At 61.8% G+C, this 21537-nt stretch carries 24 protein-coding genes; 14 read left to right on the top strand and 10 right to left on the bottom strand.

Annotated features, from left to right (window positions below):
- Positions 1-7 precede the first annotated feature (7 nt).
- The 6 genes from ACKAMS_RS01035 to ACKAMS_RS01010 all read right to left on the bottom strand — a co-directional run bounded on the left by ACKAMS_RS01035 (position 8) and on the right by ACKAMS_RS01010 (position 5508).
- Entirely contained in the window at positions 8-712 is a 705-nt protein-coding gene (locus ACKAMS_RS01035; protein ID WP_020906733.1) for an ABC transporter ATP-binding protein, read from the bottom strand.
- A gap of 1 nt (position 713) precedes the next feature.
- Positions 714-1487, bottom strand: coding sequence for an ABC transporter ATP-binding protein (locus tag ACKAMS_RS01030; RefSeq protein ID WP_408988502.1), 774 nt, complete (start codon positions 1485-1487; stop codon positions 714-716).
- Complete coding sequence (locus ACKAMS_RS01025; protein ID WP_223257992.1) at positions 1484-2443, bottom strand: branched-chain amino acid ABC transporter permease; 960 nt, start codon at positions 2441-2443, stop codon at positions 1484-1486. The genes ACKAMS_RS01030 and ACKAMS_RS01025 overlap by 4 nt, the downstream gene beginning before the upstream one ends.
- Positions 2444-2511: 68 nt before the next feature.
- Positions 2512-3387 carry a branched-chain amino acid ABC transporter permease gene (locus ACKAMS_RS01020; RefSeq protein WP_046378187.1) on the bottom strand — a complete coding sequence of 292 codons (876 nt, stop codon included), beginning with the start codon at positions 3385-3387 and terminating at the stop codon, positions 2512-2514.
- A 15-nt stretch (positions 3388-3402) separates the two neighbouring features.
- The gene (locus tag ACKAMS_RS01015) at positions 3403-4587 is read right to left on the bottom strand and encodes an ABC transporter substrate-binding protein (protein ID WP_021343387.1); all 1185 of its coding nucleotides are present in this window, start codon (positions 4585-4587) and stop codon (positions 3403-3405) included.
- A gap of 126 nt (positions 4588-4713) precedes the next feature.
- Positions 4714-5508, bottom strand: coding sequence for a TetR/AcrR family transcriptional regulator (locus ACKAMS_RS01010; RefSeq protein ID WP_020968891.1), 795 nt, complete (start codon positions 5506-5508; stop codon positions 4714-4716).
- Between the two features lie 267 nt (positions 5509-5775).
- Here ACKAMS_RS01010 and urtA point away from each other — a divergent pair, with 267 nt between their 5' ends.
- The 8 genes from urtA (at position 5776) to ACKAMS_RS00970 (ending at position 12351) form a co-directional block, all read left to right on the top strand.
- A complete protein-coding gene (gene urtA, locus ACKAMS_RS01005; RefSeq protein ID WP_019744446.1) occupies positions 5776-7032 on the top strand; it encodes an urea ABC transporter substrate-binding protein in 1257 nt (418 codons plus the stop codon).
- Between the two features lie 54 nt (positions 7033-7086).
- Positions 7087-7971, top strand: coding sequence for an urea ABC transporter permease subunit UrtB (gene urtB, locus ACKAMS_RS01000; RefSeq protein ID WP_003941514.1), 885 nt, complete (start codon positions 7087-7089; stop codon positions 7969-7971).
- Entirely contained in the window at positions 7968-9074 is a 1107-nt protein-coding gene (urtC, locus tag ACKAMS_RS00995; protein ID WP_021333894.1) for an urea ABC transporter permease subunit UrtC, read from the top strand. Before urtB ends, urtC begins: the two co-directional genes overlap by 4 nt.
- Positions 9071-9907, top strand: coding sequence for an urea ABC transporter ATP-binding protein UrtD (gene urtD, locus ACKAMS_RS00990; RefSeq protein ID WP_070796597.1), 837 nt, complete (start codon positions 9071-9073; stop codon positions 9905-9907). The genes urtC and urtD overlap by 4 nt, the downstream gene beginning before the upstream one ends.
- A 3-nt stretch (positions 9908-9910) precedes the next feature.
- Positions 9911-10603: an urea ABC transporter ATP-binding subunit UrtE gene (urtE, locus tag ACKAMS_RS00985; RefSeq protein ID WP_003941544.1), complete on the top strand. Its 693-nt coding sequence runs from the start codon at positions 9911-9913 to the stop codon at positions 10601-10603.
- A 1-nt stretch (position 10604) separates the two neighbouring features.
- Positions 10605-11294 (top strand): GntR family transcriptional regulator, encoded by a 690-nt coding sequence (locus ACKAMS_RS00980; RefSeq protein ID WP_020906727.1) that lies wholly within the window; start codon positions 10605-10607, stop codon positions 11292-11294.
- A 190-nt stretch (positions 11295-11484) separates the two neighbouring features.
- Positions 11485-12015: a hypothetical protein gene (locus ACKAMS_RS00975; protein WP_259119859.1), complete on the top strand. Its 531-nt coding sequence runs from the start codon at positions 11485-11487 to the stop codon at positions 12013-12015.
- A gap of 114 nt (positions 12016-12129) precedes the next feature.
- Positions 12130-12351: a hypothetical protein gene (locus tag ACKAMS_RS00970; protein WP_125461331.1), complete on the top strand. Its 222-nt coding sequence runs from the start codon at positions 12130-12132 to the stop codon at positions 12349-12351.
- A 352-nt stretch (positions 12352-12703) separates the two neighbouring features.
- Here the strand turns inward: ACKAMS_RS00970 and ACKAMS_RS00965 are convergent, their stop codons facing one another.
- The 3 genes from ACKAMS_RS00965 to ACKAMS_RS00955 are packed head-to-tail and all read right to left on the bottom strand — an operon-like array spanning position 12704 to position 14577.
- Positions 12704-13312 carry a signal peptidase I gene (locus tag ACKAMS_RS00965; RefSeq protein ID WP_080910004.1) on the bottom strand — a complete coding sequence of 203 codons (609 nt, stop codon included), beginning with the start codon at positions 13310-13312 and terminating at the stop codon, positions 12704-12706.
- 10 nt (positions 13313-13322) lie between these two features.
- Positions 13323-13940 carry a hypothetical protein gene (locus ACKAMS_RS00960; protein ID WP_408988501.1) on the bottom strand — a complete coding sequence of 206 codons (618 nt, stop codon included), beginning with the start codon at positions 13938-13940 and terminating at the stop codon, positions 13323-13325.
- Between the two features lie 7 nt (positions 13941-13947).
- Positions 13948-14577 carry a SipW-dependent-type signal peptide-containing protein gene (locus tag ACKAMS_RS00955; RefSeq protein WP_019744453.1) on the bottom strand — a complete coding sequence of 210 codons (630 nt, stop codon included), beginning with the start codon at positions 14575-14577 and terminating at the stop codon, positions 13948-13950.
- Positions 14578-14804: 227 nt separating this feature from the next.
- On the opposite strand from ACKAMS_RS00955, the gene ACKAMS_RS00950 reads away from it, so the two are divergent.
- From ACKAMS_RS00950 to atzF, 6 genes are all read left to right on the top strand, one after another.
- The gene (locus ACKAMS_RS00950) at positions 14805-15794 is read left to right on the top strand and encodes an LLM class flavin-dependent oxidoreductase (RefSeq protein WP_020906723.1); all 990 of its coding nucleotides are present in this window, start codon (positions 14805-14807) and stop codon (positions 15792-15794) included.
- A 9-nt stretch (positions 15795-15803) separates the two neighbouring features.
- Complete coding sequence (locus ACKAMS_RS00945; RefSeq protein ID WP_047889789.1) at positions 15804-17000, top strand: MFS transporter; 1197 nt, start codon at positions 15804-15806, stop codon at positions 16998-17000.
- 97 nt (positions 17001-17097) lie between these two features.
- On the top strand, positions 17098-17904 hold the full coding sequence (locus ACKAMS_RS00940) for an SDR family NAD(P)-dependent oxidoreductase (RefSeq protein WP_021343376.1): 807 nt from the start codon (positions 17098-17100) through the stop codon (positions 17902-17904).
- Complete coding sequence (locus ACKAMS_RS00935) at positions 17901-18434, top strand: carboxymuconolactone decarboxylase family protein (RefSeq protein ID WP_019744457.1); 534 nt, start codon at positions 17901-17903, stop codon at positions 18432-18434. The genes ACKAMS_RS00940 and ACKAMS_RS00935 overlap by 4 nt, the downstream gene beginning before the upstream one ends.
- A gap of 76 nt (positions 18435-18510) precedes the next feature.
- A complete protein-coding gene (locus ACKAMS_RS00930; RefSeq protein ID WP_019744458.1) occupies positions 18511-19212 on the top strand; it encodes a GntR family transcriptional regulator in 702 nt (233 codons plus the stop codon).
- Positions 19213-19229: 17 nt separating this feature from the next.
- Complete coding sequence (gene atzF, locus ACKAMS_RS00925; RefSeq protein WP_317830924.1) at positions 19230-20939, top strand: allophanate hydrolase; 1710 nt, start codon at positions 19230-19232, stop codon at positions 20937-20939.
- A 3-nt stretch (positions 20940-20942) separates the two neighbouring features.
- On the opposite strand, the gene ACKAMS_RS00920 is transcribed toward atzF, so the two are convergent.
- Entirely contained in the window at positions 20943-21518 is a 576-nt protein-coding gene (locus ACKAMS_RS00920; RefSeq protein WP_019744460.1) for a TetR family transcriptional regulator, read from the bottom strand.
- Positions 21519-21537: the final 19 nt, after the last annotated feature.

Raw genomic sequence — 21537 nt, 5'->3', positions numbered from 1 at the left:
TCGTCGATCATCTCCCGTCGGCGCTGAGTACGCCCATCGATTGTTTGTACGCGTTGTCCAGTGTCGCTGCGGAATCGCATTCGCGGACGAGTTCGCCGCGCTGCATGACATATCCGCGGTCGACAACCGATTTCAGTGCAGTAAGTGCCGGTTCCGTCACGATGACGGTCACACCCTCGGCGGCCAGACCCCCGACCAGCGCTCGCAGCTCCGCGACGATTTTCGGTGCCAGTCCTGTCATCATCTCGTCGAGGAGCAACACCTTCGGGGTTTCCAGAAGGGCCCGCCCCAGAACCAACATCTGCTGCTCACCACCGCTGAGGACCCCGGCATAACTCTCGGAGCGTTCACGCAGGATCGGGAACCTCTCGAAAGCTGTTTCCACGGCTTCGGCTTTCAATCCCAGCAGGTCTGCGCCGACGCGTAGGTTCTCGCGAACGGACATTCGCATGAACAGTTGCCTGCCTTGGGGAACGTAGGCAAATCCGCTGCGGACACGATCCAGTGCCGATAATTTCTGGATCTCTCGACCATCGAATTTGATTGTCCCGGTGGCGGGAACCGAGCCGTAGATGGATCCCGCCAAGCTGGTCTTGCCTGCACCGTTCGGCCCGACGATCGCTGTCACTTCACCGGCGGGGGCGACAAGGGAGACTTCCCGGACGGCGACAGCGGATCCGTATCGAACTGTGACTCTGTCGAGTTCGAGCATGTCAGGCGCCTTCCTCGTATTCGGAACCGAAATAGACTTCTCGCATCGCGTCGCTGGCCAAGCACTCCTGCGGTGGTCCGTAGAACGCCACTGATCCGAAATTGAGCAGCACGATCTTGGTGGCGAGCGCCGCGATGAGATCGACGTTGTGATCGACCAGGACTACTCCTTTGCCCTGCGCGGCAATCGATCGCACGGCACCGGAGATGGCAGCGATGCCGTCGTGATCCGCGCCGGCAAACGGTTCGTCCAACAGGAGAACATCGGGTTCGGTCGCCATCGCCCGCGCCACCTCGACCAAACGCTGCGCCCCCAAACTGAGATCCCCGCAAGCACTCTCGACGTCGGTGACCGAGTATCGCGCAGCAATCTCCCGGGCCCGCTGTGCTGTCCGGTCCCAGTTCTCGAAAGGTCCTTTGATCGCCCACCACAGCGAGTGCAGAGGTGAGGTGATCTTGTGCCCGTACAGTCCCGGGATGATGTTGTCGACGGCGTCGAGTTCCGCCGCGAGCTGCGGATGTTGAAACGTGCGCGAGAGCCCTTGCCGTGCACGGCGCTCCGACGGCCCGGTCAAGGCAGCACCCGCGAGCGCGACGGTTCCGGAATCTGCTTGCTGTGTGCCGAAGATGCAGTCCACCAGTGTGGTCTTGCCTGCCCCGTTCGGGCCGACCAGTCCGATCACCTCTCCCGGTCCGACGCTGAACGAGACATCGTCGACAGCGCGGACGCCGCCGTAGAACTTGTGGAGCCCGCTCACTTCGAGTAGCCGAGTCATCGATTGCCACGCTCCTTGTACAGACGGTTCATTCGACCCAGAACGTTCTGACTCCAACCGATCACCCCACCAGGCGCGACGATGAGGATCACCAGGACGGCTCCGGCAAGCAGGAGTTCGCCGCTTCCCTGGTAGCCGGGCATGTTCAGCGTCACGATCACCACGATCAATGCACCGAGCGGAGCACCCCACGCCGAACCGCGACCGCCGATGATCGGCATGAAGATCGCAAGGAAAACAATACTGAGAGTGAAGGTTTCAGGAGTGACAGCTTGCACCGACACGGTGAAAAGCGATCCGCCGGTCGACGCGATCGCGGCACCGATCGCCAGCGCCACGACGGTCAGGTGCGCAGGATTGACGCCGGAAGACCGTGCGACATTACGATTGTCGCGGGCAGCTTGCAACATCAGCCCCCACACCGATTTCCGGAGTCGATCGACAGCGACCGCGATCAGACACACGAACAAGATCGCGAACACGACCAATGCGTAGCGCGGTGGCTCCCAGCCGAACATCGTCACAGTCTCGACACCCGAGATCCCGGCCGATCCGCCGGTGAAACTCGGTCCGTCGATCAACCAGTGCTCGAAAGCGATACCGAACAACAAGGTCACCGCGGCAAGGTAGAAGCCGGAGAGTTTCTGCGTTGCCAAGCTGAGGAGTACTGCAACCGCGGCAGCGGCGAGGGCGCCGAGAATCCATCCCCACCACATCGACAACCCGGTCCGAACCGAGATCAGCGCAACGGCATACGCGCCGATCGCCGCATAAGCGCTGTACGCCATCGACAGTGATCCCGCGAGCACGAATGGCACGTACATGCCGAGTGCGATCAGCGAATACGTCGCAGCGAGGAACACCAGATCCTGCCGGTACAGACTCGGCCCCATCCACAGCAGCACGGCAGCAACCACGACCACGGTGATCAGTGCTTCTCGTGACACGGCGAGCATCCTCGTCCGGGGACCGCCGGATGTAGCGGGCGGATTTGACGTCAGCGGACTGGTAGAAAGCGAGGCCATCAGACGCGAACCTTCCTCGAGAGCAAGCCTTCCGGACGGAAAGCGAAGAACACCAGGGCAATCAGCAGAATCGCGGTTTGAGCAGCACTCGCACCGAAGTAGTACGGGGCGAATACCTGGACGACGCCCAACACCATTCCGCCGATCAGCGGAGCCCAACTCCGGCCGGTACCACCGATGACGAGTGCGATGAATGCCGTCAGCGTCCATGACAGACCGCTCGTGAACTGAACACCGGCCTTGGGAGCGAACAGAAGTCCGGCGACGGCGGCAATCACACCCGCGAGGGTGAACGCGATGAGGCGTACCCGATCCACCGGCAAGCCCAGGACGCGGGCGGCATCCGGACTGTCGCCGACGGCGCGAAGCAGACGGCCCGAGGTGGACCGGTTCAGCCACAGTCCGATACCGACGAAGATCCCGGCAGTTCCGACGACGAGTACAACGGTCGAACTGTCGACGGTGGCACCGAGCACCGATATCGGATCGAAGTCGAAGATCTTCTGCCCGGGAAGTGGTGTGCGGCCGAAGACAGTGCCGGCGAGCTGCTGGATCCCGAACAGTACTGCGGTCACAGCCACCAACGCCGGTAGTTCCCCACGACCCGACCGCTTCTGAACCTGTTTGACCACAAGCTTTTCCGTCAGGATCGACAGCGCCACCGCTACCGCGATCCCTAGCGGCATGGCAATCCAGAGAGCGAGCCCGTAATTGATCGCGACCCAACTCGACGCCATGGCCGCAGCCATCGCATACGGACCCATCGCAAAATTGAAGAAATCGGCGCCGACCACCACGAGATACATTCCGAGGGCTATCAGTGAAAAGAATGCACCGATCTCGATGGCAGCGAGCCACAGTTGTGCGTCTGTCATGTCAAGGCTCCTCGGTTATCCACACGGGGGTTGGTAGGAATCCCACGGATGGGCCGGCTTGTTGTCCTCACCGAATTCGACAAGCACCAGTCCGCAGAGGCTGTCCGGAGCCAGGTGATCCTGCGAGGAGAACGACAGTGTCAATCCGTCCTGGCCGAAGCTCGCGGGAAGTGCCGAAACCTGTTGAAGAGCATCACGAACGGCCGTCCGATCTCGGTGGTCGCCGGCAATTTCGATTGCCTCGGCCAACATCATGACGGCGTCGTACGCCTGTGCGTCGTAGGCAGTCAGTTGATAATCAGGCCCCTTCACCGCCTGCACCTTGCGACGCAGTTCGGCGGTTCTCGGGTTGTTCTCACTGAGCGAGCCCATGTACACCATGCCGCTCAACGCCTTCGGGTCCGCCAAAGCCCAAGATGCGGGCTGGTTTCCGATGGAAGCGAGTGAGAAGCGTTGCGTCTGCGGGGTGATCTTCGACAAGGTGTTGTGCGCGAGGATTTCGAAGTGCCCGCCGATACTGGCGACCAGAATCGCGTCCGGTTCGGTTTCCGCGAGACGTGAGACCTGTGCGGTGATGTCCGCGGCATCGACCGGCGCCTTTTCGACGCCCGTCACTCTCGCGCACTTCTCGAGCGCCGGCCGCAGGGTCTTGATGATTCCGTCGATGGACGCACTCGCGTCACCGAGAATTCCCAGGGACTTGTACCCCATCTTCTCGAAAGCCCCGCAGTACACCTGCGCGTACTGCTTCAAGGAGTTCGGAATCATGAACGAGTAGTCGTTGTCGGGCGCCGAGGCAAAGGCGTCGCTGAGAACGACCGGAGCTATCGCGGGGATCTTCGACTGCTGGAGAATCGACTTGGCCTGCAGCACCGACCCGCTGCCGGTGGCGAGGATGACCGCACTTGATCCGTGATCGACCAACTTCCGAATGATCGACGGGGTCTTGGTGGGACTGCTCTCGTCATTCTCGACAACCAATTCCACCTGCTTGCCGTTGATTCCGCCGGCCTGGTTGATCAGGTCGACAGTCATACGCACGGTCTTGCCGGCGATCGTGCTGTACGACGCACCGGGCCCGGTGGAGTCCTCGTCCAAACCGATGACGATGGTGTCTTCGGGAATGACACCGGCAGATGCGCACGCGCTCGCCCCGAGGACCACTGCCGCGCAGACGGCAATCGCCTTTCCGAGTCTCACATCAATCTCCCGTCCAAACTCTGCTTGGTAAATCAAACAAGCGCTTGATTTACGAGTGTGGACAGAAGTATGCACTGGGTCACACCGATAGTCAAAATTCGAACTACACGCGCAGGAACTGCGGTGTTACGGCTTCTGCAGCTGCCGGATCGAGGAGCTGAGTTCGCGAATGACGGACTTCAATTCGTCGACGTCCGAACGGAGTTCGGCCATTTGGGAGTCCGAACGGAGTTCGGCCATTTGGGAGTCAGAGCGGAGTTCTGCAAATTCGGAGGCAGGAGATACGGTCTGCGCTTCCTTCTTCGTCGTGGGCTGCGCAATGCGTGCCACCGGCTCGCCGTCGACGGAACGTGCGGCGAAGCCGTCCAGGAAAACCGAAATCAGATTGCGCTGCAGATCATCCGCCAACTCGGAAAGCTGCGGGCGATACTGCGCGACGGTGGACCAGACGGATTCACGCAGGAGACGGTGAAACTGTTCGGGATCGATGTCTTCCCGAAACTCCGCGTCGGCAATTCCGCGAGCGATAGCCGATCGCCAGTAGCTGTGTGCCTTCTGAACCAGGATGGTGATGGGCGCGTCCGCCGGTTGCGACGAAAGTATGGCTTCTCCCTGATAGACCTCCGTGGCATACGGGTGATCCACCGCCGATGCAAAAGACACCGAGACCATCGTTGCCAGGCGATCTCGGGCCGAACCTCCCGACTCGATCGAGTCTTCGTACCTGACGTTGAGGTCTTCGAGAAACCGGACGACGATCTCGTTGGCTATCGCATCCTTGGAGTCGAAGTAGTGATAGAGGCTGCCGGAGAGAATCCCGACTTCGTCGGCGATGTCGCGTACCGTCGTCGCGGCGATTCCCCGCTCACTGAACAGCTTGGCCGCATGAGCGAGTATTTCGTCCCGTCGGGTCGAGCGCACGAGAAGATCCTTCCGACGTTCCGATCGTCAAGCGAGTGCTTGATCAATTTCTCGTCGATGCTAACACCGCACCCTCGCTGACCTGCGGTGTGAGGTCCTGGACATCCAATCGAAACACCGGACACACACTTGTCACCGACAGTCATTCCACCGCAACAACTTCCACCTACTCTGTGCACTCGACGAATACAGCGTTGTATACGCACTCCGGATACAGATCTGTCAGAGCCATTGTCTGCCAGAGCCATCGACACGAAAGGCCCGTACATGCGAACCTTCTCGAAGCGCACCCTTGCCGCGCCGGCCGCACTCGCCGCGCTGGGCTTGGTTCTCACCGGCTGCGGAAGCAAGGCGACAGACACCGCATCGGGAGATTCGACGGCTACGTCGTGCGTCGACACCTCGGGGGACACGATCAAGGTCGGTTCTCTGAATTCACTCTCGGGCACCATGGCCATCAGTGAAGTGACGGTCCGCGACTCCATCTCGTTGGCGGTGCAGGAGATCAACGATTCCGGCGGTGTGCTGGGCAAGAAGATCCAGATCGTGGCAGAGGACGGCGCGTCGGAGCCGACAGTGTTCGCCGAGAAGGCCGAGAAACTGATCAGCAGCGATTGCGTCGCAGCAGTTTTCGGTGGCTGGACTTCCTCGAGCCGCAAGGCCATGCTGCCGGTGTTCGAGGACAACAATTCCTTGCTCTACTACCCGGTCCAGTACGAGGGGCTGGAAGATTCGAAGAACATCTTCTACACGGGTGCAACGACCAACCAGCAGATCATCCCCGCTCTGGATTACCTGAAGGAGAAGGGCGTCAAGTCGCTGTATCTGGTCGGCAGCGACTACGTGTTCCCGCAGACCGCCAACCGCATCATCAAGGCGTACGCGGCAGCGAACGGCATCGAGATCAAGGGCGAGGATTACACGCCATTGGGCTCGACCGACTTCTCCACCATCGTGAACAAGGTCCGCACAGCCGACGCCGATGCCGTGTTCAACACACTCAACGGTGATTCCAACGTCGCGTTCTTCCGTGAATACTCGAATGTCGGCCTGAAGCCCGCCGACATGCCCGTCGTCTCCGTCTCCATTGCGGAGGAAGAGGTCGGCGGTATCGGAGTCCAGAACGTCGAAGGCCAGCTGACGGCGTGGAACTACTACCAGACCATCGACTCCCCCGAGAACAAGAAGTTCGTCGAGGCGTACAAGGCGAAGTTCGGCCAGGACAAGCCCACGTCCGATCCGATGGAAGCGGCATACACCTCCGTCTACCTCTGGAAGAACACAGTCGAGAAGGCCAACTCGTTTGCGGTCAAGGATATTCAGGACAACGCCGACGGTGTGACCTTCCAGGCACCCGAAGGACTCGTCACCATCGACGGCGACAACCACCACATCACCAAGACTGCCCGAATCGGCGAAATCCGTTCCGACGGACTGATCTACACGGTCTGGGATTCGGGACAGCCGATCGAGCCGGATCCGTACCTGAAGAACTACCCCTGGGCCGAGGGACTCGGCAGCTGATCGACGAAAGGCGGAATTGACGGAATCGACGAGTAGAGAGGTGGAGCGTCTGTCATGGATGTTGTGATCGGACAGTTGTTCACGGGTTTGAGTATCGGATCGATTCTCCTGTTGGCAGCGTTGGGATTGTCTCTCACGTTCGGGCAGATGGGTGTCATCAACATGGCACACGGCGAGTTCATCATGGCCGGCTCGTACACCGCATACGTAGTGCAGCAGGTGATCTCGAATGCAACGGGATCTTTGATCATTTCTCTGCTCGTCGGTTTTGTCGTCGGCGGACTGATGGGTGTCGTGCTCGAAGTGGTCCTGGTATCGCGGATGTACCACCGACCCCTCGACACCCTGTTGGTGACATTCGGCGTCGGATTGATCCTTCAGCAGTTGGCGCGCGACATCTTCGGCGCGCCGGCAGTCAATGTTTCGGCGCCGAGCTGGCTTTCGGGCGGGGTCGATATTTTCGGCGCCGTGGTACCGAAAACCCGCATCTTCATTCTGGTGTTGGCGATCGCAGCGGTGATCGCGCTTTCGGTCGCACTGAAGCAGTCGTCGATGGGTCGACGCATCCGGGCCGTCGTGCAGAATCGCGATCTGGCCGAGACGAGCGGAATCTCCTCTCGTCGTACGGACATCACGACCTTCTTCCTCGGTTCCGGACTCGCCGGCGTCGCGGGTGTCGCGTTGACACTCATCGGTTCCACCAGCCCGACCATCGGCCAGTCGTATCTGATCGACGCCTTCCTGGTTGTTGTCGTCGGCGGTCTCGGTCAGATGAAGGGAGCCGTGATCGCAGCCTTCGCCCTCGGCATCTTGAACTCGTTCATCGAGTACTCGACGACAGCGTCGATCGCGAAGGTGATCGTGTTCGTCATCATCGTCGTCTTCCTTCAAGTTCGGCCGCAGGGCCTGTTCGCAGTCAAGACGAGGAGCCTCGTATGAGCATCCTGAACAATTCCCGAATTCGGGTGTGGGGCGGTTTTGCACTTGCCGCGATCGTGCTGTTCGCCATCGCTCCGGCTGTGCTCTCGGACTTCAGGCTGTCACTGTTGGCCAAATTCCTGTGCTTCGCCATAGTCGCTGTCGGCATCGGCTTGGCTTGGGGCAGAGGCGGAATGCTCACGCTCGGCCAGGGCGTCTTCTTCGGAATCGGCGCATACGTGATGGCGATGCACCTCAAGATCGCCGATGCCGAACTCAAGGGCGACGCGGTCCCGGACTTCATGTCCATCGCCGGCAAAACAGAACTTCCGGGATACTGGCAACCGTTCGCCTCGCCATTCGTGGCGATCTTCGCCATCCTTTTCCTGCCGGCCGCTGTTGCCTTTCTCCTCGGACTCGGTGTGTTCAAGCGGAGAGTCAAGGGCGCATACTTCGCGATCCTCTCGCAAGCACTCGCCGCGGCTTTCGCGATCCTCTTGATCGGCCAGCAGTCGATCGGTGGCAGCAACGGCCTCAACCGCTTTCGCACGTTCTTCGGTTTCAACCTCAACGATCCGGCGAACAAGCAGATGTTGTTCTTCATCGCCGCCGGAGTTCTTCTCGCATCGGTCGCTCTGATTCGCCAGCTGATGAACTCCCGATACGGCGAACTCCTCGTCGCCGTCCGCGATCAAGAGGAGCGCGTACGTTTCCTCGGATACGATCCGGCGAACATCAAACTGGTCGCCTACGTGACCGCGGCGTTCCTCGCCGGTATCGCCGGTGCGCTGTTCGTTCCGATCGTGGGCATCATCTCCCCCGCCGACGTCGGGATCGTTCCGTCAATCGCCTTCCTCATCGGGGTCGCGATCGGTGGCCGCGCAACGCTTCTGGGTCCGGTACTCGGTGCGATCGGCGTCGCTTGGGCGCAGTCGACATTCTCGGAGAAACTCCCTTCGGGATGGATCTACGCACAAGGGTTGATGTTCATCGTCGTGGTCGGGTTCTTCCCGGCAGGTGTGGCCGGATTGTTCGCCCTGATGCGCCACCGCAAGAAGCGTGAGACCCCGGCCGACCCGCCGGTCAAGGTCTCCCAACCCGAACCAGTGGAGGTGTCGTCATGACCAACACAACCGCCACCAGCGAACCCACACCGGCACTGGGCGGCAACGCCGGAATGTCGTCCGAGTACCTCGAAGTACGGAACCTTTCGGTCAGCTTCGACGGTTTCAAGGCCGTCGACGGCGTCGACTTGACCCTCATGCAGGGCGACCTCAGGTTTCTCATCGGCCCGAACGGGGCTGGAAAGACAACGCTGGTCGACGCCATCACCGGACTCGTTCCCGCGACGGGTTCGATCACGAAGTCCGGCGAGCAACTGCTCGGCAAGAAGGTTCACAAGATCGCCCGCCTCGGCGTCGGGCGAACCTTCCAGACGGCAAGCGTCTTCGAAGAACTCTCGGTGCTGCAGAATCTCGACATCGCGGCGGGAGCCGGTCGATCGGCGTGGAACCTGCTCCGAAGGCGCAAAGGTGTGCTCCCCGAGATCGAGGAGGCTCTGGAGACAACCGGCTTGGAGCACCTCAGAGACACTCCCGCGGGCATTCTGGCGCACGGGCAGAAACAGTGGCTCGAAATCGGAATGTTGTTGGTGCAGAACTGTTCCGTGCTACTACTCGACGAGCCCGTCGCTGGGATGAGCCTGGAGGAGCGCGAGGAAACCGGAAACCTTCTACGGCGCATCGGCGGTGCACGAACCGTCGTCGTGGTCGAGCACGACATGGACTTCATGCGATCGTTCGCCACGTCCGTCACAGTGCTCGCCGCTGGGAAAGTACTCGCCGAAGGAACTGTGGCGGAGGTTCAAGCCGACCCCAAGGTGCAAGAGGTCTATCTCGGCACAGCCGCTGCCGGAACCGATCTCGGCGCCGAAACCGAACCGACCCCGGAGGACTGAATCATGCTCGAGCTCGTCGACATCCGCGCCGGCTACGGACGCACCGAAGTAATCCACGGCGTATCCTTACTGGTTCCCAGTGACGGGGTTGCGGCAGTCATGGGTCACAACGGTGCGGGTAAAACCACCTTGCTGCGCGCCGCCGTCGGTCTGATCAAACCTACGCGGGGAAAGGTACTTCTGAACGGTGAGGACATCACCGGACTACGGCCGAGCGCCCGCGTCGCTCGCGGACTTGCCTACGTACCGCAGGGTCAGCAGTCGTTCGGACAACTGACAACTGCCGAGAATCTTCGGGTGGTCGCCGACGGGCGCAAACGCGGAAAGGCACTCATCGCAGAGGCATTGGATCTGTTTCCCGCGCTCACCACACTCCTCGACCGTCGCGCGGGACTTCTCTCCGGTGGGCAGCGACAACAACTTGCCATCGCCCGCGCCTTGATCACCGAGCCCAAGATCCTCATCCTCGACGAACCAACCGAGGGCATTCAGCCCAACGTGGTCGCCGAAATCGAAAGAACCGTCATGGAACTCACCGAGCGCGGCGATCTCGGTGTCCTCCTTGTCGAGCAGCACATCGGTTTCGCGCTCCAATCTGCTCAGCATTACAGCATTCTCGCGGCCGGACACGTGACCTCGACCGGTGAGGGCGGCACCACGTCCACCGAGGCGGTTCGTCGAGCGATGGCAATCTGACATGAGTGTGCGGCCGCCGCTGCGCGAACAGGTTTACCGGTCGATCCGAAACGATCTGATGTCCGGTCAGATCGCGCCCTCGGAACGACTGGGCGAGGAACGCCTGGCCCATCTCTACGGTGTCTCGCGAACACCGGTGCGCGAAGCGCTCGCAAAGTTGGAATCCGACGGGCTGGTCGAGCGCGACGAACATGGACTCTTTCCGTACCGACCGCACCTCGACGAGTTGGGTGGCCTCTACGAGCTGCGCATACTCCTCGAGGTGCACGGGCTTCGTCGGGTACTCGACGGTGAGGCCCCCGCTCATGATCGAGACGCGCTCGGTTCCGAACTCGACAAGTGGTACGCATTTCTCAAACAGATGCCGGTACCGGACGCCGGTTTCGTGACGCTCGACGAGGAGTTCCACATCGCGCTCCTCGCCTCGTCCGGAAACCACGCTTTGGTCGACGCCTTGCAGGCCGTCAACTCGAAGCTGCGCCCCGTGAGGATGTTCGACTACCTGACTCCCGACCGTATGAAGGCCACCGTGGAGGAACATATCTCCGTCGTCGAACTGGTTCTGGACGGCAAGATTCCGCAAGCACACGAGGCACTGGTATCGCACATCGACATCTCTCGTGCGGTTGTCCTCGACCGTGCTCGTCAGGCCCTCTCGTTGGCCGCCATGGCCAATGCCGTGCGCAACTGATCAGCGTCGTGTCGCTGACTTCAGGGTGACGACTTCGGTGACGCGGTCTCTCGTCAGGGGGATCCTGAGGTACTCCCCCGGTGCGGTTGGCTTCGGGCCGAGTTCAGAACCGGGGACCGTACCCGTTGTGCCGTCCGAGCATTCGACTGCAACTTCGCTCGTGTAGTCCGCATCAGGCGCAACGTCGCAGGTGAGTCCGTCATCCGTGGTGAAGGCGGAGATACTCGAACCGACGGGCCCCTGGATTACTGTCCCGATTGGGTCCGCCGGAGCCGGTGTACTCGTGGTTGGTGTAGCCGTCGTTGTCGGCGTTGCTGTCGATGTCGGCGTTGCTGTCGATGTCGGGATTGCTGTCGGTGTCGGCACAGACGCGGTGGTCGTCATCCCTGCCGTGTTCTCAGCTGCCGTGGTCTCAGCTGCTGTGGTCTCAGCTGCTGTGGTCGAAGAAGTCGTCGATGATGGGGGTTCGCTCACCGAAGTAGGCGTCGGGCTGACCGCACGCGCAGCAAATCCGGTTGGGAGGCTCAGCGGCGTGACCGGGTATGTCGCGCTGCCAATTCCGCATTGGGCCGTTACAAGATTGAACGTCACGTTTGTGGTGCCCAGTATCTGCGCCCCCAGAATCGCAAAAGCTGCCATCGAAAGACTTACGCTCAGCGTCGATTGCGCCGTTGTTGCCGTGGACGTTCGCGTGCTCACGAGCTTGATGTTCGTGTATTGAATCGTCGCCAAGCCAGCGGCGTTCACAGTGGCGTCCGCCCCTGTCACCGTCACCGATGCGTTCTCGGCAGGCTGTGGAATCGTGAGGACGCGAGATCCCACCGTCACCTGATTCGTGGGGCTACTCGCCGATACCGATGCCCTGTTCGAGGTATCGCACGCAGCCCCTGCCGTAATCGGCGATGCCACAGTGACTATCGGCGCACTGACCAGATCAATCCCCAGTAGGGACAGCAAGTTCACTGTCACGGTCATCGAGGTGAGTGTCGACGTCGCATCGGTATCCGAAACAATTGCCGACTGGCAGCGGCCGCTCGCAGGCTGCCCGACCGAGTAGGCAGCGCACGACGAGATCGATCCGGTCCGGGACAACGAGTTGACGCCCAGCAGCTTTGCAACCACAAGATTGGTTGTGTCCAGGTCCTTTCCAATCGTGTTCTGTTGTGAGACACCTTCGAACATCGAACTGCCGAAAAGATCTATCACGATTCCGCCACTGGATAACCCGAGCCCGCCGGCGCCTCTGCCGTACCCACTCGTCGTCCATGAACCGGTGGAAATCGGACCGGTCACGTATTCGGAGTCTGTCCACGCCGCTTCGGTCTCTCCGAACAGTGGGTGAGACGAGAAACCGGAGCCCAGAACAACCGCAACTGCCAATACGATGACTGAGAACAGGTGGCGACGCTTCATTGCCTCCCGCCGTCCGGCGGTAGAAGAACCTGAATGGGTTCGGTTTTCGGGTCGGCCAATTCGGCATCATCGTCGTCATCGGTATTGCGCGGCCAGAATACCGCAACCACCAAAGCGGCCATGGTCAGCGTGATCGCCCCCAGAACAAGAGGATTCGAGAAGTAGACGATCACCCGCGCCAATCCCGGAACGTGCCAGAGCACCTTTCGGACCGTGGTGACCTCGTATACCGCGGGATCAGCCGAAGCGTTGGCATCACCCTTGAGATCGAGAATCGTGATGCCGTTGTCCTGGGTACGAGCAGAGACGACCCGGTGGGTCACCGGCAGTTCGGACACTCCCCGATCGACGGTGACGACGTCGCCAACCTCGACGGAATCCGCCGGTACTTCACGCACTACGGCGAGCGAACCCGTCGGAATGGTCGGCGACATCGAACCCGTCTTGAACATGATCAGTGTGATGTCGAAGGCGAAGGCACAGATCACCAAAGCGATACAAACAACCCCACCGGCAGCGAGAACCTGAAGGATGCAGTCCCCGATGATCGTCAGGGCCGAACGCTTCTTCGTCCGGGCATGTGTTGCCCGGGCACGTATTGGCATTGCAGCTCCTTCAGGGTGTTGCACTGAACTGCCAAGTGGGAGTTGCCGTTTTACCGATCAACGCCGAGTTACTCCAATTAGCCGAGGTTCCGGGCAGCGAAATCTCGAAGCACAGCGCCACCGCTCCCCCTGGCGACGCTCCACCGGTGGGTAGCGCGATGGCCCCGACTGCGGAACCAGTTGAGAGCGACGGAAACACCGTCGCACTTCCCACCACGAATTGTGGTGTTCCCGTGGAGAAGGCTGACGCATCACAGGTCGTCGACTTGACCACCCGATACCGAAGCGCCGACGCCAGAGTGGAGTCGCCGGCAACCGTGGCCGCCTGCAGAGTGACGGATGCTGCCGGCGAGACCGGCACTGTTCGAAGAGATATCGGGCCGTACGAGAACGCACCGGGGCGAATCAGGAGCGCCGAGGGCATGTACGTGAAAACGCCAGGGGCACTAGATGAATGCGACGACCATCCACCACCGACGTTCGACTCGATTCCGAAGGTTCCGGTGCGAAACGATGCATCGCCCATCGTGCTGTCCACCCAACTGGCAGCCACTGTGGTTGCACCGATACCCAGGACGAGTCCCGAGGCCGCCAGTGCGTACACCTGACGCATTCGCCGTGTGACCACGCAGGCGTCAGGGGGTGGACTGGCCGGTGAACTGCCAGAGCAAGCGCCCGGTGTCCTTGCCCGACACGATCGAGGGGTCGACTCCGGCGGGCAGCGTGACCGCGAAGCACAGTTCGACCGGCACACCCGTGCCTAGCAAGGCGACATCCGAACCCGAACCTGCCGTCAAGGCCACCGGACTAGCTGTCGTGCCCACCCATGCTGTGCCTGCTCCAATTCCCGCCGCCGTGCAGGCCGTGGAGGAGACACCTCGATACACCGAGTACCGCAGGGCGGGTTTGAGATCGGCATCACCGCCCGTCGCACCGAGTAGTTGTACCGTCGCGCCGAAAGTGCTGGCCGTGGGACCGATCCGTAGCGCTACCGGCGCATATACCGTCGTTCCGGGTGCGAGTGTGTTGAATCCCGTGCTGAATTGGAAGTGGCCGGCGGAAGCGTCGACTTGATACTCACCCCAGGTCGTCAGTCCGTCGAAACTGCCCTGGAGATTCCAACTTCCCGTCTTGAACTGCGCGTCGCCGAAAACATTGTCTGTCCACGCTGCCAAGGTGACAGCGGCGCCGATACCGAGGACAAGTCCTCCGGCTAGTAATGCACGTACTTTGCGCTTGTTTACAGCCTTCCGATCAGTGGCCATGCTGGTCTCGATTCACTTGGAATGCGAAAGAACCTCCGATTCGGGAAATCTAGCCCCCACTTTCACCCGAAATATCCGAAATGACCGAAATTGAGACAAAGACTTGACGCCTTCTCCTCCTCGCCGCCATCTGTGGGCGTTGACCAGGGGGAAATAGGAAAGCCGGCCAGATGGTTGCACCTTCCAACGACGCTTGCGTTCTATTCGCTGAGAAAGGCTCCACCTCCATGGCCGTACCACTTTCCATCCTCGACCTCGCCCACATCGGGGACGACGAAACCGCCAAAGACAGCTTCGACGCCAGCGTGACCTTGGCGCAGCGTGCCGAGGAGTGGGGCTACAAGCGAATCTGGTACGCCGAGCACCACAACATGGGTTCCATCGCGTCTTCGGCAACCAGCGTTCTGATCAGCCACGTCGCCGCGAACACCAGCAAAATCCGCCTCGGCGCCGGTGGAATCATGCTGCCCAACCACGCACCGCTGACGATCGCCGAGCAGTTCGGCACCCTCGAGACTTTGCACCCCGGTCGAATCGATCTCGGTCTCGGCCGCGCGCCCGGTAGTGATCAGAAGACGATGCAGGCTTTGCGACGCGACCCGAGTTCTTCGGACAGCTTCCCGCAGGACGTACTCGAGCTTCAGGGCTACCTCGGCGACACCTCGCGCGTCCCCGGAATCAATGCCGTTCCCGGTAAGGGCACTCACGTTCCGCTCTACATTCTCGGATCGTCACTGTTCGGCGCCAAGCTCGCCGCGATGCTCGGCCTGCCGTATGCATTTGCCTCGCACTTCGCCCCCAACGCCCTGCGCGACGCCGTCGCAATCTACCGACGCGAGTTCAAGCCGTCGGAGCAGTTGGCGGAGCCGTACGTCATCGCCGGCGTCAACGTCATCGCCGCCGACACCCATGAGCAGGCTCAGCAGGACTTCCTCGCGGCCAAGCGTTCGCGCGTCAGTCTTCTTCTCGGGCGTGGACGCAAATTCACGGACGACGAAGCGGACATGCTGCTCGACTCCCCCGCCGGTCAGCAGGTTCTGCAAATGACCAAGTACAGCGCCATCGGCACGCCCGCCGAGGTGCGTGCGTACCTCGACGAATTCACCGAGCATGCGCAGGCCGACGAGCTGATCACGGTGTCGACCGGCACCAACCGCGAGGCATGGTTGCGCACGTTTGAACTCCTCGCCGACGTGAGCGATCTGGTGCCCGCCTAAGCTGCCGGTATGGGCGATCCATCCCGTCGCGGGTTCATCTCGGTACTGGCCGTACTACTTTCGACGGGTTGGGCCGCCAACCACTTTGCTTCGCTCATCCCGGTTCTCCGGGTGGACGAGGGCCTTTCTCATACCGTGCTCGACGGTGTTTTCGGTATCTATGCGCTCGGACTCCTACCCGGCCTGTTGACCGGTGGAGCACTGTCGGACCGCGTCGGCCGAGCTGTACTCGTCCTTCCCGGAGCACTCATAGCCTCGCTCGGAACCTTGATTCTTCTTCTCTGGCACGACGCGCCCGGGCTCATGGTCGGGCGCCTCGTAGTCGGTATCGGTGCCGGTCTGGCAATCGGCGCCGGTACCGCGTGGGCGGCCGACCTTCGCGGCAAGTCCGGAACCGTGATGGCGGGCGTCGTACTCACCTCGGGTTTTGCACTGGGACCACTGTTTTCGGGTCTGTTGGCACAATTTGCCGCCTTCCCACTCGCTACGCCCTTTGTCGTCTCGGCCGTCTTGTCGGTGGGTTCGGTTGCCGCGGCAGCTGTGTGGAGTCGTACTCCTGCTCCCACCAAAGCTGCGATGTTCACACAGATTCCCGACCGCGCAGAGCGGTCGGGAACCGGTGTGAAGGTCGCACTGCTCTGGGCACTTCCGTTGGCGCCATGGGTGTTCGCCAGCGCAACAGTGTCTTTCGTGACCATGACGGCCAGGCTCGGGGACCGCTACTCAGGTCCTCTCCTTCCGGGTTTCGCGGCGGCGCTGACTCTGGGTGCTGGAATCCTGGTTCAAACCGCTGCGCGCCATCGCAATTGGGGTCCTCAGGCCGGCACGGTCGGCGCCGCACTGGCGGCACTCGGATACTGCCTGGTCGCAGTCGGCGGCGCGCACCCCGCGCTCGGGTTGTTCATCGTCTGCGCGCTCGTCCTCGGTACGGCCTACGGACTGTGTCTGCGTGAGGGACTGCTCGACCTCGAGTCGCTGGCTCCCCCGGCCTCGCGGGGCGCTTTGACCGGGATCTTCTACGTCGGCACCTATCTCGGATTCGGACTGCCGGTGCTACTGGTTGTCATCGAACCCACGATGGGTCCGTCACTGCCGTTGGTGATCCTCGCCGCTGTTGCCGCCGTCGTTGCCGTGGTCCGATTCCGTCGATTGCGGTCGACCCAGGCTTCCACGTCACATCCGCGTCTCGAAGCCGCATCGGTCTGAACACCCGTTCGGACGGAGTTGGCGGTACTTGCAGTCGCAGCTACCCGGCGGTGTTAGCGTCGGAGGACCAGAAGGTAACTGCGTAGGGACACAGCACATGGGTAAGAGCGAGGCGGGCAAGGCCGAATCGGGCAAGAGCAGTGCCGACGATCTGACGGGTCGGCGCATCCTGATCACCGGTGCTGCCCGTAATATCGGTTCTTTGCTGGCCAGACGCCTGTACGACCGTGGTGCGTCCGTGGGACTGCTCGGCCTCGAGCCGGAACTTCTCGAGCAAGTCGCCACTTCCTGCGGCCGCGCGCCGTGGCAGTTGTGCGATGTCGCCGACCCCGAGCAGGTATCTCGCGGCGTCGACTACATCGCCGAGAAGCTGGGAGGCATCGACGTCGTCGTGGCCAATGCCGGCGTCGAGGCGAACTCGTCGATCCTCGGCGGAGACGTCGAAGACATGCGTCGCGCAGTCGAAGTCAACCTCATGGGCACGTACTACACCCTGCGCGCAGCCGGTCCCCACATCAGTCACGAAGATGGTTACGCCCTGGTGGTCGCCTCGGCCCACGGCGCGGCGAAGCACCCGTTCCGCGGACCGTTCGGTGCTTCGCGCGCCGGTGTCGAAGCGTTGGGCGACGCGTTGCGCCTGGAAATGAAACACCTTGGTACCAAGGTGGGCGTCGCGTATATCGGAGACATCGACACCGATACCACCGCACTCTCTTTCGACGGCGCTCGCGGAACCCTCGCCAGCGCCGGCACCACGACCGTCGCTGACGCCGTCGACGCGTTCGAGCGCGGTATCGTCGGCCGGAAGTCACGCGTACACGCGCCCCGCCGCAGCGCTGCGGTTCGCCACATCGCGCAACGAGCTATCGACCTCCGTCCCTCTCACATCCGTGGAGTCGCATGAACCCCCGCATCCCGCCCGGCCGATTCAAGGACCTCGGTCCGATCAACTGGGGAATCTGGCGTGTCCTGTCGAAGGCTGCCGGGGCACCCGATGCGCATCTGTTCAGCACCTTGGGGCGCACGGGTGGACTCTTCCGCGGTTGGCTGCACTACTCCGGCTCACTCATGCCCGGCGGCAAGATCTCTCGCCACGACACCGAACTGATCATCCTGCGGGTCGCGCACCTGCGGGACTGCGGTTACGAGATGGATCACCACATCAGGCTCGGCCGCAAAGCCGGAATCGACGCAGAAGAACTGGCCCGAATCATCGAGGGCCCTGGCGCTTCCGAGTTGAGTCCGCGTCACCGTGCGATCTTGACTGCGGTCGACGAGTTGGTCACCACCAAGGACATCACCGACAACACGTGGGGAACGCTCTCGCAGCATCTCGACGATCGTCGGTTGATCGAATTCACCTTGCTGGTCACTCAGTACGACGGCCTGGCCACCACGATCGGAACCTTGCGGGTTCAGCGCGACTTCTCCTGAAGTTCCGCGGCGGCCGTAACTCAGCTCTTACCCGAAGACATCTGGACGAAACACCTGATCAATAGCGTATACAGGTATGTCGACAGGGATGAATACGGCGCCGGAGCCACTGCGTGAGGTGGTCTACCGGGAACTACGCACCGAACTGGTCAACGGGACTATCGGGTTCGATCAACGCCTGACGGAACCGAAACTCTCCACGCGTTTCGGCATTTCTCGCACACCAGTACGGGAAGCGTTGACGATGCTGTGCGCCGATGGACTCCTGCGCCGGGAAGAATACGGGTTCTCCGCCGTGCGCCCGAGCATCCCGCGGATCCGAGATCTGTACGAACTCCGAATCACTCTGGAACTACAAGGAATTACCCGGGCGATCGCAGATCCGACGATCCGGCACGACCGAACAATCCTCGACGACGAGTTGGTGCGGTGGCGTGCCCTGGCTCTCGATCCGCCCGCTCAGGAACCGGGGTTCGTCGAACTGGACGAGGAATTCCACGTCGCCGTACTGAGGGCGTCGGGAAACAATGAACTGGTCGCGTCGCTGCTGTCGGTGAATTCCCGTATCCGGCACGTTCGGATGTACGACTTCATGGTCAATGGCCGCATCGACACCTCGATCGCGGAGCACATTCGAATCCTCGAAGAACTACGTGCCGGCAATCTGCCCGAGGCCCGCACGCTTTTGCACCAGCACATCGGCGAGTCTCTCGACGTCGTCCTCGACCGGGTGACCCGCGCGATCACCGCGCTCTCACTCGCCAACATCACGGACTGATCGGAGCAGTACACACCATGACCATCGCAGCAGAAGTTTTCACCCCGACAGCCCGGGTCGAGCAGGCATTCCAGCGGATCGAGGAAGTAGATCGCCCCGAAATCTGGATCACGTTGCGCCGCAAGGAAGATGTGCTTGCCGATGCCGCCTCGGCCGAAGCCAGACTCGCCGCAGGCGAGCACCTTCCCCTGGCTGGGCGCCTGGTCGCCGTCAAGGACAACGTCGACGTCGCCGGTCTGCCGACCACAGCGGCGTGCCCCGAATTCGCTTATGCGCCGGACGAAACTGCCAGTGCCGTTGCGCGGTTGATCGAGCACGGAGCTGTTGTTCTGGGGAAGACCAATCTGGACCAGTTCGCCACCGGACTGGTCGGAACGCGTAGTCCGTACGGAGCCGTTCGCTGCGCCTGGGACGAGAAGTTGATCTCGGGCGGTAGTAGCTCCGGATCCGCCGTCGCCGTGGCACTGGGGATTGCTGATATCGGAATCGGCACCGACACTGCCGGTTCCGGCCGGGTACCGGCGGCATTTCACGGGATCTACGGACTCAAGCTCTCGCTCGGCGTCATTCCCGTCCACGGAGTAGTGCCCGCCTGCATCGACTACGACGCTCTGACGGTGTTCGCCGGCGACCTCGAATCGGCAACCGCGGCAGCGGCAATCATGGTCGGCCACGAACCTCGAGATCCCCGCAGCCGCGTCTGGCCTTCCGACGTTCGTCTCGCGGCGGCGCCGAATCCCCGCGTCGCGGTCCCCCGAATCGAGGATCTCGCTCAACTTAGCCCGTCGTATCTGGCAGCATTTCAGGACACTGTGACAGCTCTGGTAGCCGGCGGCGCCGAGACCGAGACCGTCGACATCTCCGGGCTGCTCGACGCGGCCCGATTGCTCTACGACGGCGCCGTGGTGGCGCAGCGGTACGCCGCTGCCGGCGAGTTCCTCGAAACTCGTCCTGCCGGAGCAGATCCCGCGGTGTCCGACATCGTGCTCGGCGCGAAGCACCCCACCGGATACCAGCTAGTCGACGATCTCGACGCTCTCACCCACGCCAAGGCTGCCGCCCGGGAACTCCTCGCAGGGTTCGACGCCCTACTGCTTCCCACCACCACCGAACATCCGACCATCGCTGCCGTGACCGAGGATCCATTCGGAATCAACCGCCGGATGGGAACTTTCACCAACTTCTGCAACCTGCTCGACATGGCGGCCGTCGCGGCGCCCGGACACCGCACTGCCGAAGATCACCCGTTCGGCGTCATGTTCGTCGTACCCGCTTTCGACGACCAGATCGCCATCGACCTCGCCGCACGACTCGGTGATGTGCCTTCACCCACCCTCGTCAATACCGGAATCGACCTCGCAGTATTCGGCGCTCACCTGCGCGGGCAACCCCTCAACACACAGTTGGTCGACCTCGGCGCGCGGTACGTCGAAACCGTCACGACCTCGGATGCCTACCGGCTCTTCGCTCTCGACACGACGCCACCGAAGCCCGGCCTGGTACGCCGTGGCCCTGGACTCGGCGCACCGGTCGTCGGCGAGATCTTCCGGATCTCACCGGCTGGCCTGGGAACGTTTCTCGCCGCCTTGCCCGCGCCGATGGCGCTCACCAGCGTCGAGTTATCGGACGGCAGAACGACAGTCGGTTTCAGCTGCACTCATGACGCCGTAAACGGCGCAGCTGACATCACCGGCTACGGCGGTTGGGCCGCGTACCTCTCTCGCTGACAGTCACGGCTTGCAGATTCGAGTGACGGCCTCGCGCACCACTTCACGGCGGCGCGCGATCTCGTCGGCGTCGACGTTCTGGTTGTCGGCCACACCGGGGGCCACGACCCAACCGAACACGAGGCCGAACAGCATCGTGATCAGGTCCTGGGGATCCCAGTGCTTCGAGATGAGGCCGTCTTCTTGAGCCTTGCGGATCGTGGCCATTCGCGGAACCCAGCTGGAATGTTCCTCGGCCAGCTTCTTCATCCGTGGTGCCTCACCCTGCAATTGACCCCAGATCATCATCCGTTGAATCTGTGGTTTGGCGAGCATTGCGTCGAACAGTTCGACGGCATGCGCGGGCATGTCTTCACCGGTGAACTCGACAGACTCCATCGCCTGCTCGAAGTCGACGTCGAGCACCGCGTGGAACAACGCGACCTTGTCACCGAAATAGGCGTAGAGGCGCTCCTTACTGGCGTTTCCGTTCTTCGCAATCCGATCGATGCGCGCACCGGCAAGCCCGTAGGTACCGAATTCTTCTTGCGCAGCGTCGAGGATTCGCTGTTTCGTCGCGGTCACGTCAGTGGGAGCCATAGTGATGATGGTAACCGAA

Source organism: Rhodococcus sp. 5A-K4 (genome assembly GCF_046097995.1).
In the GTDB taxonomy this organism is placed as follows: Bacteria; Actinomycetota; Actinomycetes; order Mycobacteriales; family Mycobacteriaceae; genus Rhodococcus_F; species Rhodococcus_F erythropolis.
Note: the sequence above shows the minus strand (reverse complement) of the source record. Positions and strands in the feature narration are given on the sequence as shown.

Excerpts from the sequence above, each read along its gene's own strand:
- ACKAMS_RS01035 (WP_020906733.1), bottom strand. The coding sequence starts at position 712 with ATGCTCGAACTCGACAGAGTCACAGTTCGATACGGATCCGCTGTCGCC.
- ACKAMS_RS01030 (WP_408988502.1), bottom strand. The coding sequence starts at position 1,487 with ATGACTCGGCTACTCGAAGTGAGCGGGCTCCACAAGTTCTACGGCGGC.
- ACKAMS_RS01025 (WP_223257992.1), bottom strand. The coding sequence starts at position 2,443 with ATGCTCGCCGTGTCACGAGAAGCACTGATCACCGTGGTCGTGGTTGCT.
- ACKAMS_RS01020 (WP_046378187.1), bottom strand. The coding sequence starts at position 3,387 with ATGACAGACGCACAACTGTGGCTCGCTGCCATCGAGATCGGTGCATTC.
- urtA (WP_019744446.1), top strand. The coding sequence starts at position 5,776 with ATGCGAACCTTCTCGAAGCGCACCCTTGCCGCGCCGGCCGCACTCGCC.
- urtB (WP_003941514.1), top strand. The coding sequence starts at position 7,087 with ATGGATGTTGTGATCGGACAGTTGTTCACGGGTTTGAGTATCGGATCG.
- urtC (WP_021333894.1), top strand. The coding sequence starts at position 7,968 with ATGAGCATCCTGAACAATTCCCGAATTCGGGTGTGGGGCGGTTTTGCA.
- urtD (WP_070796597.1), top strand. The coding sequence starts at position 9,071 with ATGACCAACACAACCGCCACCAGCGAACCCACACCGGCACTGGGCGGC.
- urtE (WP_003941544.1), top strand. The coding sequence starts at position 9,911 with ATGCTCGAGCTCGTCGACATCCGCGCCGGCTACGGACGCACCGAAGTA.
- ACKAMS_RS00980 (WP_020906727.1), top strand. The coding sequence starts at position 10,605 with ATGAGTGTGCGGCCGCCGCTGCGCGAACAGGTTTACCGGTCGATCCGA.
- ACKAMS_RS00965 (WP_080910004.1), bottom strand. The coding sequence starts at position 13,312 with ATGCCAATACGTGCCCGGGCAACACATGCCCGGACGAAGAAGCGTTCG.
- ACKAMS_RS00955 (WP_019744453.1), bottom strand. The coding sequence starts at position 14,577 with ATGGCCACTGATCGGAAGGCTGTAAACAAGCGCAAAGTACGTGCATTA.
- ACKAMS_RS00950 (WP_020906723.1), top strand. The coding sequence starts at position 14,805 with ATGGCCGTACCACTTTCCATCCTCGACCTCGCCCACATCGGGGACGAC.
- ACKAMS_RS00945 (WP_047889789.1), top strand. The coding sequence starts at position 15,804 with ATGGGCGATCCATCCCGTCGCGGGTTCATCTCGGTACTGGCCGTACTA.
- ACKAMS_RS00940 (WP_021343376.1), top strand. The coding sequence starts at position 17,098 with ATGGGTAAGAGCGAGGCGGGCAAGGCCGAATCGGGCAAGAGCAGTGCC.
- ACKAMS_RS00935 (WP_019744457.1), top strand. The coding sequence starts at position 17,901 with ATGAACCCCCGCATCCCGCCCGGCCGATTCAAGGACCTCGGTCCGATC.
- ACKAMS_RS00930 (WP_019744458.1), top strand. The coding sequence starts at position 18,511 with ATGTCGACAGGGATGAATACGGCGCCGGAGCCACTGCGTGAGGTGGTC.
- atzF (WP_317830924.1), top strand. The coding sequence starts at position 19,230 with ATGACCATCGCAGCAGAAGTTTTCACCCCGACAGCCCGGGTCGAGCAG.
- ACKAMS_RS00920 (WP_019744460.1), bottom strand. The coding sequence starts at position 21,518 with ATGGCTCCCACTGACGTGACCGCGACGAAACAGCGAATCCTCGACGCT.